Consider the following 13192-nt stretch of genomic DNA (forward strand, 5'->3'; position numbering starts at 1 on the left):
AGCACACCGTCGCCGACATCTGGCAAGCGGTGCTGAAACTGGAGCAGGTAGGGCTGGGCGACAACTTCTTCGAACTCGGCGGCCATTCGCTGCTGGTGACCCAGGTCGTTTCCCGGGTGCGTCAGGCGCTCAACGTGCAGGTGCCGCTGCGCACCTTGTTCGAACACAGCACGCTGGTGGATTTCGTCGCCGCCCTCGGGGTGGAGCAGGTGCAGCAGGAGCCGCCGATCGTGGCGCTGCCGCGTCTGCAACCGCTGACGCTGTCCTACGCTCAGGAACGTCAGTGGTTCCTCTGGCAACTGGAACCGACCAGCACCGCCTACCACGTGCCGGCCGCCCTGCGCCTGCGCGGCGAACTGGACCTGCCAGCCTTGCAGCGCAGCTTCGACGCGCTGATCGCCCGCCACGAATCCTTGCGCACCTGCTTTGTCGAGGAGCAGGGCCAGACCCTGCAAGTGATCCAGGCTCAGGCAGCGCTGGACATCGCCGTCGAAAGCATCGACCGAGAAATCGACGAATCCGAGCTGCAAGCCCTGGTCGCTGCCGAAACCCTGCACCTGTTTGACTTGCAGAAAGGCCCACTGCTGCGGGTCAAACTGCTGCGTCTGGCCGCCGATGACCACGCGCTGATCATCACCTTGCACCACATCGTGTCCGATGGCTGGTCGATGGGGATCATGGTCAACGAGCTGGTGGCGTTGTATGCCGCGCACAGTGGAGGCAAGGCCGCGCAGTTGCCGACATTGCCGGTGCAATACGCCGACTACGCCGTGTGGCAGCGTCAGTGGATGGACGCCGGTGAGCGCGAGCGTCAATTGAGTTACTGGACTGCGCAACTGGGCGATGGCGATCAGCCGTTGCTGGAGCTGCCGACCGACCGTCCGCGTCCGCCGGAGCAAAGCTACCGGGGCGCGCGTCAGGACATCCCGCTGAGCGCCGAACTGGCCGCCGGCCTCAAGCAGGTTGCACAACGGGAAAACGTCACCCTGTTCGCGCTGCTGCTGGCGTCGTTCCAGACCCTGTTGCACCGCTACAGCGGCCAGGCCGACATTCGGGTTGGCGTGCCGGTAGCCAACCGCAATAGAGTCGAGACTGAAGGCCTGATCGGTTTCTTCGTCAACACTCAGGTGTTGAAGGCCGAGTTCGACAGTCAGCAGAGCTTCCGCAGCCTGCTGCAGCAAGTGAAAAACACCGTGCTCGGCGCCCAGGCCCATCAGGACCTGCCGTTCGAGCAACTGGTCGATGCGCTGCAACCGGAGCGCAGCCTGAGCCACAGCCCGCTGTTCCAGGTGCTGCATAACCACCAGAGTCAGGCCCGTCAGGCCAAAGGCGCGACACGACTGCCGAAGATCGAGATCGAAGGCCTGAACTGGGTGTCGCACACCGCGCAGTTCGACTTGACCCTGGATACCTTCGAATCGGCGGACAACGTCTGGGCCGAACTGACCTACGCCACCGACCTGTTCGACGCGGTGACCATGCAGCGCCTGGCGCAGCACTGGACGAATCTGCTACGCGGCATCGTCGCCGATTGCGCCCGGCGAATCGCCGAGCTGCCGTTGCAGGACGCGGCCGAACGTCAGGCCACGTTGTTGCAATGGAACCCGGCCGTGGCCGATTTCCCGAGCGAGGCGTGCCTGCATCAAGTGATCGAAGCGCAGGCTGCGCGTGCGCCGCAAGCGGTGGCCGTAACCTATGGCGAACAGAGCCTGAGCTATGGCGAGCTCAACAGCCGCGCCAACCAGCTGGCCCACAAGCTGATGGTCAGCGGTGTCGGGCCGGACGTGCGCGTCGGTCTGGCGGTGGAGCGCAGCCTGGAAATGCTGGTCGGCCTGCTGGCGATTCTCAAGGCCGGCGGCGCCTATGTGCCGCTTGACCCGACCTATCCGGAAGACCGTCTGGCCTACATGATCGGTGACAGCGGCATCGCTCTGCTGTTGACCCAGAGTCATCTGCTCGGCCGTCTGCCAGTGCCGGACTCGGTGCGCAGCGTGATGCTCGATCAGGAGCGCGACGGCCTCGAAGGCTACAGCGACAGCAACCCGCAGGTGTCCATGAGCCCGGACAACCTGGCTTACGTGATCTACACCTCCGGTTCCACCGGTCAGCCAAAAGGCACCTTGCTCGCCCATCACAACGTGCTGCGGCTGTTCAAGGCCACCGATGCCTGGTTCGATTTCGGCCCGCAGGATGTCTGGAGCCTGTTCCATTCCTACGCGTTCGACTTCTCGGTGTGGGAGATCTTCGGTGCGCTGCTGTACGGCGGCAAACTGGTGGTGGTGCCGTACGAGACCAGCCGTTCGCCGGAAGATTTCTACGCCTTGCTGTGCCGTGAAGGGATCACCGTCCTCAACCAGACGCCGTCGGCGTTCAAGCAATTGATGCAAGTGGCCTGCGCCCCGGAACACGCGGCGCCGCAACCGGCCCTGCGTTACGTGGTGTTCGGCGGCGAGGCGCTGGAGGTCAAGAGCCTGCGCCCGTGGTTCGAGCGCTTCGGCGATCAGGCCCCGCAACTGATCAACATGTACGGCATCACCGAAACCACGGTCCACGTGACCTGGCGCCCGATCTCCCTGGCCGACCTGCAACGCGATGCCAGCAGCCCGATCGGCGAGCCGATTCCGGACCTGTCGTGGTATTTGCTCGACGGCGACCTGAACCCGGTCGCCAAGGGTTGCATCGGCGAGCTGTACGTCGGTCGCGCCGGTCTGGCCCGGGGTTATCTGAATCGTCCGGACCTGACCACGCTGCGCTTCATTCCCGATCCGTTTGCGGCCGATGGCGGGCGTCTGTACCGCACCGGTGACCTGGCGCGTTATCGCGCCGACGGGGTGATCGAATACATCGGGCGGATCGACCATCAGGTGAAGATTCGCGGCTTTCGCATCGAACTCGGCGAGATCGAAGCGCAGTTGCTCGAACAGGCCGCCGTGCGCCAGGCCGTAGTGCTGGCGCAACCGGGCCTCAGTGGTCAGCAACTGGTGGCGTACCTGGTGCCGAGCGAGGCTGCCTTGCTTGCCGCCGGCGCTGCCGAACAGGGCCAGTGGCGCGACAACGTGCGGGCCGCGCTCAAGGAAAACCTGCCGGATCACATGATCCCGGCGCACCTGTTGCTGCTCGAACAATTGCCATTGACCGCCAACGGCAAACTCAATCGCAGTGCCTTGCCGTCGCCGGACGCGAGTCAGGCGCAGCAGGCCTATCAGGCACCGCAAAGTGAACTGGAACAGCGGCTGGCCGAGATCTGGCAGGACGTGCTGAAGCTGCCGCAGGTCGGTCTGAACGACAACTTCTTCGAGTTGGGCGGCGATTCGATCATCTCGATTCAAGTGGTCAGCCGCGCCCGTCAGGCCGGTATCCGTCTGAACCCCAAAGACTTGTTCCAGCACCAGACCGTGCAGCAGCTGGCGCGGGTCGCGCAGCTCGGCGACAGCGAATCGAGCATCGATCAGCAACCGGTTACTGGCCCGGCGTTGTTGCTGCCGATTCAGCAGCAGTTCTTTGAGGATGAAATCCCCGAGCGTCACCACTGGAACCAGTCGGTGCTGCTCAAGCCACGTCAGCCACTGGCGGGCGAAAAGGTCGAGCAAGCGTTGCGTGCGCTGGTCATCCATCACGATGCCTTGCGCCTGAGTTTCAGCCAGCAGGGCAACGTCTGGCTGGCCGAGCACCTGGCGGTCGACGCCTTGCCGCAAGACCTGCTCTGGCACGAAACCATTGCCGATATCGCGGATCTTGAAGCCTTGGGCAACCGCGCCCAGCGCAGCCTCGACTTGCAAAACGGCCCGTTGCTGCGGGCGGTGCTGGTCGATCTGGCCGATGGCAGCCAACGCCTGTTGCTGGTGATCCATCACCTGGCGGTGGACGGCGTGTCGTGGCGGATTCTGCTGGAAGACCTGCAAACCGCGTATCAGCAAGCCATCGACGGTCAAGCCCCGAACCTGCCGACCAAGACCAGTGCCTTCAAGGACTGGAGCGAACACTTGCAGCGCTACGCCAACGGTCCGGCGTTGCAGGAAGAGCTGGCGTACTGGCAGGCCTGCCTGAGTGATGTCAGCACCGATCTGCCGTGCAAACGTCTCGATGCCGGCCAGCACAACCGTCTGGCGCAAACCGTGCAGACCCGCCTCAATGCGGACCTGACCCGGCAACTGCTGCAGGAAGCCCCGGCGGCCTATCGCACCCAGGTCAACGACCTGCTACTGACCGCGCTGGCCCGGGTGATCGGGCGCTGGAGCGGGCAGCCGTCTACCCTGATTCAACTGGAAGGTCACGGTCGCGAAGAGCTGTTCGACGGCGTTGACCTGACTCGCACCGTGGGTTGGTTCACCAGCCTGTTTCCGGTGCGCCTGACTCCGGCCGAAGACGCGGGCGAATCGATCAAGCGGATCAAGGAACAACTGCGCTCGATCCCGAACAAGGGCATCGGTTTCGGAGCGCTGCGTCACCTCGGTGATGCCGATGCGCAAAGCTGCCTGCGGGCGTTGCCGACCCCGCGCATCACCTTCAACTACCTCGGCCAGTTCGACGGCAGTTTCGAAGCCGATGACGGCGCGCTGTTCGCGCCGGCGCCGGACAATGCCGGTCTGGAACAGAGCCCGGACGCGCCGCTGGGTAACTGGTTGACCTTGAACGGTCAGGTGTATGGCGGCGAATTGAGCGTCGGCTGGACCTTCAGCCAAGAGCGTTTCGACAGCGCCACCATTGAAGCGCTGGCCCGCGACTACGCCGATGAACTTAGCGCGCTGATCGCACACTGCCTGACGCCGGGCGTGGAAGGCCTGACCCCGTCGGACTTCCCGCTGGCGGGCCTGACCCAGGCACAGCTCGACAGCCTGTCGCTGCCGGCCGCGCAGATTGCCGACATCTATCCGCTGTCGGCAATGCAGCAGGGCATGCTGTTCCACAGTCTTTACGAGCAGGCGTCCGGCGACTACATCAACCAGGTTCGCCTGGACGTCGAAGGCCTCGACCCGCAGCGCTTCCAGCAAGCCTGGCAAGCGGCGGTGGACAACCACGACATCCTGCGCACCCGTTTCGTCTGGCAAGGCCAGGTGGCGCGCCCGGTGCAAGTGGTGCACAAGCAGCTGGAAATGCCGTTCAGCGTGCTCGACTGGCGTGAACGCCACGCCGATCCGGCAGCCCTGGATCAGTTGGCCGCCAGCGAGCAGGCACAGGGTTTCGACCTGAGCCACGGCCCGCTGCTGCGCATGGTCGTGGTGCGTCTGGACGATCAGCGTTGCCACCTGATCTACACCAACCACCACATCCTGATGGACGGCTGGAGCAACTCGCAGTTGCTCGGCGAAGTCCTCCAGCGCTATGCCGGGGAAACTCTGCCGGCACTGACCGGGCGTTATCGTGACTACATCGAATGGCTGCAACGCCAGGACGTCAAGGCCAGCGAGCATTACTGGACTGCGCAACTGGCCAATCTGCAGGAACCGACCCGTCTGGCCCAGGCGATTCAGGCCCAGCGCAGCGACGAGCCGCGTGAAGGTCATGGTGAGCGTTACGTGTTTATCGACGCCGAACAGACTCGACGCCTGGGCGAATTCGCCCGGCAGCAGAAGGTCACCCTCAACACCCTGATCCAGGCCGCATGGCTGCTGCTGTTGCAGCGCCTGACCGGTCAGGAAAGCGTGGCATTCGGCGCCACCGTGGCCGGTCGTCCGACCGAGCTCAAAGGCGTCGAGCAGCAGATCGGCCTGTTCATCAACACCTTGCCGGTGATCGCCAGCCCGCGTTCGGAACACAGCGTCGGCCAGTGGTTGCAGAGCGTCCAGGCGCAAAACATCGGCCTGCGTGAACACGAACACACGCCGCTGTTCGACATTCAGCGCTGGGCCGGGCAGAGCGGTGAAGCGCTGTTCGACAACATTCTGGTGTTCGAGAACTATCCCGTGTCCCAGGCCCTGGAAGAGGGTGCGCCGCAGGAATTGCGCTTCGGCGAGGTCAACAACCACGAGCAGACCAACTACCCGCTGACCCTGGCGGTGAACGTCAGCGATGAACTGTCGCTGCACTACAGCTACCAGCGCGGGCAGTTCACCGATTCGGTGATCGTGCAGTTGAGCGCGCAACTGCAAAACCTGTTGCAGCAAATGCTGCAGTCGGGCGATGCCATGCTCGGCGCGCTGGACTTGCTCGACAGCGTCGACCGTCGCTTGATGGTCGAGCGGTGGAACGCCACCGGCATCGACTATCCGCTGGAGCAGGGCGTACACACGCTGATCGAAACCCAGGCCCTGCGCACCCCGGACGCGCTGGCGCTGGTGTTCGCCGGCCAGACCCTGAGCTACGCGCAACTCAATGCCCGCGCCAACCAGTTGGCCCATGGCTTGATCGCCCGTGGGGTCGGCCCGGATGTACTGGTGGGGATTGCGGTCGAGCGCAGCCTGGAAATGGTCATCGGCCTGCTGGCAATCCTCAAGGCTGGCGGCGCCTACGTGCCGCTGGACCCGGAATACCCGCGCGATCGCCTGAGCTACATGATCGCCGACAGCGGCATCGACCAGTTGCTGACCCAGCCGCACCTGCTGGCCAGCCTGCCGGTTCCCGACGGCGTACAGACCCTGTGCCTGGAACCGTCCGGTGCGGACTTCGCCGAGTGGCCGACGCACAATCCGCAGGTCGAATACGACGCCAGCAACCTCGCGTACGTGATCTACACCTCCGGTTCCACCGGCATGCCGAAAGGCGCGGGCAATGCCCATCGTGCCCTGACCAACCGCCTGATGTGGATGCAGCAGGCCTATGGTCTGGACGCCAGCGACACCGTGTTGCAGAAAACCCCGTTCAGCTTCGACGTGTCGGTGTGGGAGTTCTTCTGGCCGCTGATGACCGGTGCCCGACTGGTGGTCGCGGCACCGGGCGATCACCGCGATCCGGCGAAACTGATCGCGCTGATCAACGCCGAACGCGTTACCACGCTGCACTTCGTGCCGTCGATGCTGCAGGCCTTCCTGCAGGACGCCAGCGTATCGAGCTGCGCCGGTCTGAAGCGCATCGTCTGCAGCGGTGAAGCGCTGCCGGTGGATGCGCAGGTGCAGGTGTTCGCCAAACTGCCGCAGGCCGGTCTGTTCAACCTGTACGGCCCGACCGAAGCCGCGATCGACGTGACCCACTGGACCTGCCGCGACGAAGGTCGCGACGGCGTGCCGATCGGTCAGCCGATTGCCAATCTGTCGACCTTCATTCTCGACAGCGGCCTCAATCCGCTGCCGGTGGGTGTGGCGGGTGAGTTGTACCTCGGCGGTGTCGGCCTGGCCCGCGGTTATCACCGTCGCCCGGGGCTGAGCGCAGAGCGGTTCGTCGCCAACCCGTTCGCGGCCGGTGAGCGGATGTACCGCACCGGCGACCTGGCGCGCTACCGCGCCGACGGCGTGATCGAGTACGTCGGGCGCATCGACCATCAGGTCAAATTGCGCGGTCTGCGGATCGAGCTGGGCGAAATCGAAGCGCGCCTGATGGAACACGCCGCCGTGCGCGAAGCGGTGGTGGTGGCCCGGGACGTGCTGGGCAGCCAGCAACTGGTGGCGTACCTGGTGCCAAGTGATCCGGCGACTGTCGACGCCAGCGATGCCGCGCGCAATGAACTGCACGACAGCCTGTCGACCTGGCTGGGCGCGAGCCTGCCGGATTACATGGTGCCGGCGCACCGGATGTGGCTGGCGCAGATGCCCCTGAGCCCCAACGGCAAGCTCGACCGCAAGCGTCTGCCGGCGCTGGCGTTCTCGGCTGCGCAGCAACACGTCGAGCCGGCCAGCGCCATCGAACAGACGCTGGTGGACATCTGGAAAGACGTGCTGGGCCTTGAGAGGATCAGCACCACCGACAGTTTCTTTGCGTTGGGCGGCGATTCGATCGTCTCGATCCAGGTGGTCAGCCGCGCCCGTCAGCAAGGCATCGAGTTGAGCCCGAAAGACCTGTTCCAGCAGCCCACCATTCAGCAGCTGGCCGTGCGTGCCCAGGCGACCGAAGGCACTCAGGCTCCGGTGGCCGCGCTGATCGACCTGCCGTTGCACGGTCTGAGCGAGGCGCAGATTGCCGAGCTGCCTCTGCCGGAAGGGCAACTGGACGGGTTGTACCGCTTGTCGCCGATGCAGCAGGGCATGCTGTTCCTCGGTTTGAACTCGCCGGAAGCCGACCTCTACATCAACCAGGTGAGCATACCGGTGCAGGGCCTGGAGCCGGCGCGCTTCAAGGCGGCGTGGGAAGCGGTGAGCCGTCGTCACGACATTCTGCGCACCGGTTTTCTCTGGCAGGACATGGCCGAGCCGCTGCAATTCGTGCTCGCCGATCCGCAGCTGCCGGTCAGCCTGCTCGACTGGCGCGATCAGGATCACTCGGAACAAGCCTTGCAGGCACTGGCCGCCAGCGAACGGGCCAAGGGTTTCGACCTCGACCGTCCGCCGCTGCAACGCCTGACGCTGGTGCAAGTGGGCGAGGGCAGCCATCAGCTGATCTGGACTTATCACCACCTCCTGATCGACGGCTGGAGCAGTTCGCAGTTGATCGGTGAAGTGCTGAGCCAGTATTCCGGCCAGCCGCTCGCCGAAGCGGTGCCATACCGTCGCTACATCAACTGGCTGCAACAGCAGGATGCCAGCGCCAGCGAAGGATTCTGGCGCGAACACCTGAGCCTGCTCGACGAGCCGACGTATCTGGCTGATGCGGTTGCCCGCAGCGGCGAAGGTCGCGGTCACGAAGCGCTGTACAGCCGTCTGGGCGAAACCCGCACCGAACAGCTCAAAGCCTTCGCCCAGTCCCAGCAGATCACCCTCAACACGCTGGTGCAGGGCGCGTGGCTGGTGCTGCTGAGCCGTTACAGCGGCCAGCGCTGCGTGGCGTTCGGCGCCACGGTGGCGGGGCGTCCGGCGAGCCTGCCGGCGTCGGAATCGATCCTCGGCCTGTTCATCAACACCTTGCCGGTGATCAAGGACGTGCCGGCCGAACAGGCGGTCGGTGACTGGCTGCGCGACCTGCAGGACTTCAACCTGGAAATGCGCGAGCGCGAATACACGCCGCTGTCCGACGTTCAGCGTTGGGCCGGGCGTACCGGGCAGTCGCTGTTCGACAGCATCATCGTGTTCGAGAACCATCCGATCGATCAGGCGCTGCGTGAGTGGCGCGACGACTCGCTCAAGTTCGGCGAGAGCGCCAGCGCCGGCCTGACCAACTTCCCGATGGACCTGATGGTCACGCTCGAAGAAGGCTTGGTGATCGAGTACATGTTCCTGCGCGAGCATTTCGACCGGGCGACCGTGGAAGGCATCCGCAGCAATATGGAAGGGCTGCTGACCGCGCTCACCGAGGACGCTGCGCAACCGCTGGGCCGTATCGGCCTGCCGACTGCGCAGGTCGCGGACTCGACGGTGGTTGCCGTGCAGCCGCCCGCGCTGGCGGTGCATCAGCGCATCGGTCAGTGGGCCGCACAGCGCCGCGAGCAGACTGCCGTGGTCTTCAACGATCAGGCATTCAGCTACGGTCAGATCGAGGCCCGGGCCAATCGTCTGGCCCATGCGCTGATCGCCGAAGGCGTCGGCCCGGAAGTGCGGGTCGGCGTGGCGTTGCCGCGCAGTGAAAACATGATTGTCGCGCTGTTGGCGGTGCTCAAGGCCGGCGGTGCCTACGTGCCGCTGGACGCGACCTATCCTCGTGAGCGTTTGAGTTATCTGATGCGCGATTCCGGGATCGCGTTGCTGCTCAGCGATTCGAGCCTGCGTCAGGTGATACCGCCGCAGGACAATTTGCATGTGCTGGAACTGGATCAACTGGACCTCAGCGCCCGGCCGGACACTGCGCCGCAGGTTTCGGTCGAACCGGGCAACCTCGCGTACGTGATCTACACCTCCGGTTCCACCGGGTTGCCCAAAGGCGTCGGTGTGGCTCACGGGCCGCTGGCGATGCACTGCGAGGCGATCGGTCAGCGTTATGAAATGAGCGAAGCCGATTGCGAACTGCACTTCATGTCGTTCGCGTTCGACGGCGCCCACGAGCGCTGGCTGACCACCCTGACTCACGGCGCACGCCTGCTGATCCGTGACGACAGCCTGTGGACTGCCGAGCAGACCTTCAACGCCATGCATCAACACGGCGTGACCGTGGCGGCGTTCCCGCCGGTGTACCTGCAACAACTGGCCGAACACGCCGAGCAACACGGCAACCCACCGCCGGTGCGGGTCTACTGCTTTGGTGGCGATGCGGTGCCGGTGGCGAGTTTCGAGCTGGCCAAACGTGCGCTGAAACCGCAGTACATCATCAACGGCTATGGGCCGACCGAAACCGTGGTCACGCCGCTGATCTGGAAGGCCGGTGTCGAGGATGTCTGCGGCGCCGCCTACGCACCGATCGGCAGCGTGGTCGGTGAGCGCAGCGGTTACGTGCTCGACAGCGATCTCAACCGTCTGCCGGTCGGTATTGCCGGTGAGTTGTACCTGGGTGGCGCGCTGGCCCGTGGTTATCTGGGACGCGCCGGTGGCACCGCCGAGCGCTTCGTGGCGAACCCTTTCAGCGCCGATGGCAGCCGCCTGTATCGCACCGGCGACCTGGTGCGCCAGCGCGCCGACGGTACGGTCGACTACCTTGGGCGGATCGACCATCAGGTGAAGATCCGGGGTTTCCGTATCGAACTGGGCGAAGTCGAAGCGCGCCTCAAGCAACAACCGGGCGTGCGCGATGCAGCCGTGGTCGCTCGCGAGGGCGTCAGTGGCAAACAACTGCTTGGTTATGTGCTGGCCAGTGCCGACGCATCGGTAGACGGTCTGTGCGAACGCCTGCGCGAACAGCTCAAGGCCAGCCTGCCGGACTACATGGTGCCTGCGCACCTGATGTTGCTCGAGCGCATGCCGCTGACGCCGAACGGCAAACTCGATCGCAAGGCCTTGCCGGATCCGGACGCCGAACAGCGTCAGGATTACGTGGCGCCGCGCACCGAGCTGGAAAAAGCCCTGGCGAAAATCTGGCAGGAGGTGCTGAAGATCGAACGCGTCGGCCTCACCGACAACTTCTTCGAACTGGGCGGCGACTCGATCCTCAGCCTGCAGGTGGTCGCTCGCAGCCGTGTGCTCAAGTCCCAGGGCCTGAGCCTGAAACTGCGCGACCTGATGCAGAAACCGAGCATCGCCGAACTGGTGGCCAGTGTTCAGGGCGCTGCCGAGAAAGCTTCCGGTCTGCTGGCGATGAATGCCGAGGTCAAGGGCCGGGCGCCGTTGTTCTGCATCCATGCCGGCTTCGGCACGGTGTTCGACTACGAGCCATTGGCCCGTCGTCTGAGCGGTCAGCGCCAGGTGCTGGCGATCCAGTCGCGGATGTTGCTTGACCCGGCCTTCAGCGATACGTCGCTGGAAAGCATGGCGAGTGATTACGTGACGCAGATTCGCGAGAAACAACCGCAGGGGCCGTATCACCTGTTGGGCTGGTCGCTCGGCGGGACGCTGGCGGTGCTCATGGCGGCGCAGCTTGAGCGGGAAGGGCAGCAGGTGCAGTTCGTCGGTCTGGTGGACAGTTTCGTGGCCTCGGCGGCGATCAATGCCGGTGTTGTGGATGACTGGCGAGCCGACTTGCGCGACTTCCTGCGGGTCACCCTGCCGGATGCTGCCAACGTGGCCATCGACGGCGAGGAAACAGCACAGAACCTGCGTGCAGTGTTCAACGCCGCGATGGGCACCGAGTCCGGGACGTCGACCTACGTCGCGCTGGGGGCCGATGAACTGGCCCATGTGTTCAGCGTGGCGCGCCGGCTCAAACAGTTGTCGCTGCAGCTCGACCGCTGTCCGCCGCTGGCGGTACAGCCGGTCTGCTGGTGGACGCTGGGCCGGGAAGAGGAGGCGGCCGAACTGGCGGCGCAACTCGAACAACCGGGCATGGGCGGTGAATGGCTCGATTGCGGGCACTTCCAGATCCCGCGGGATGAAACTTTCCTGTCCGAGGCTGAAGAAATGCTCGGCGAGATCGTTGAATCAGTAGCCATGTCCTGAAACCTGCTGTGTAACCGCAAACACCACTCGGGCGCTTAAGGCGCCCGAGTGCTTTGGAGAAATTGAATGTCGTTGAATCCTGATATCGCCGCATTTCTGCAATTGGTCGGCAACGGCCGGGCCAGCGGCAAACGCGTGGGCATGCATGAGCTGAGCCCGGAACAGGCCCGCGAGCAGTTCGATCAGTCTTCATTGTTGATGGACGCTGGCGGCGAAGAGCTTGCGGTAGTTGATGAACTGCAATTGCCGGTGCGCGACGGCTCGCTGTTGAAGGCGCGGGTCTACAGCCATCAGCCCTTGAAAGCCGGGGCAGGGCGTCCGGCACTGTTGTATTTCCATGGCGGCGGCTATGTGGTCGGCAGCCTGGATTCCCATGATTCGCTGTGCCGGGCGCTGGCGTCGATGGCCGATTGCGTGGTGGTGTCGGTGGCCTATCGACTGGCGCCGCAATTCCGCTTCCCGACCGCCGCCGACGATGCACAGGATGCCTGGCACTGGCTGGTCGCCAGCGCTCAGGACCTGGGCCTGGACAGCGCACGTCTGGCGATTGCCGGTGACAGCGTCGGCGGCAGCCTGGCCACGGTGCTGGCCGCACAATTGGCGGGTGCCCCGGTGCAGCCGCGTTTGCAGGTGCTGATCTATCCGGTCACCGACGCCAGCCGCAGCACCCCGTCCATCGAGCGCTACGCCGAGGGTTATCTGCTGGAAAAGGCATCGCTGAACTGGTTTTACAACCACTATCAGCGTGAGGTGGCCGACCGTCTCGATCCACGTTTTTCGCCGTTGCTGGGTGAGGTCTCAGCCGATGTGGCACCGGTGCTGCTGGTAGTGGCCGAGTGCGATCCGCTGCACGACGAAGGCGTGGCGTATGCCCGGCATTTAGAGGCGGCAGGCGTCGAGGTCGAGTTGAAAGTGTACGCAGGCATGACGCATGACTTCATGCGCATGGGCGCAATCATCGATGAGGCCGAAGAGGCGCAGCAGCACATTGCCGAGCGCCTGGTGGAGGTGTTTGCGGCGCGGTGACACGCGTTTGTGAGGGACTGAAAAAGGGCCGCTGACCGCGGCCCTTTTGTTTTGCCCGTGTCCCGTCCTGAATAAGGTTTACACCTTCTGATCTATTTTCAGGAGGACGTAATGGAAACGGCTAAAAGGCGTAGTCAGCGAGACTACACGCTGACTTTTAAATTGTCGGTCGTGGATCAGGTCGA

2 protein-coding genes (1 of these 2 only partly in view) are annotated in these 13192 nt (G+C 64.3%); both read left to right on the plus strand.

Features of this window, described 5'->3' with window-relative positions:
- A protein-coding gene (locus tag L6D81_RS22730) for a non-ribosomal peptide synthase/polyketide synthase (protein ID WP_236182015.1) crosses the window boundary here: on the plus strand, positions 1 to 11981 show its 3' portion. Its footprint begins 3079 nt before the window's first position; the window shows 11981 of its 15060 coding nt (coding positions 3080-15060); its start codon lies beyond the left edge, outside the window; it ends in the stop codon at positions 11979 to 11981.
- Between the two features lie 66 nt (positions 11982 to 12047).
- Positions 12048 to 13007 (plus strand): alpha/beta hydrolase, encoded by a 960-nt coding sequence (locus L6D81_RS22735; RefSeq protein ID WP_236182016.1) that lies wholly within the window; start codon positions 12048 to 12050, stop codon positions 13005 to 13007.
- Positions 13008 to 13192 lie beyond the last annotated feature (185 nt).

Origin of the sequence: Pseudomonas sputi, assembly GCF_021603585.1 — a bacterium.
Classification (GTDB): Bacteria; Pseudomonadota; Gammaproteobacteria; order Pseudomonadales; family Pseudomonadaceae; genus Aquipseudomonas; species Aquipseudomonas sputi.

What these genes read in the sequence shown, in the direction of transcription:
- L6D81_RS22735 (WP_236182016.1), top strand. Translation starts at nt 12,048, where the DNA reads ATGTCGTTGAATCCTGATATCGCCGCATTTCTGCAATTGGTCGGCAAC.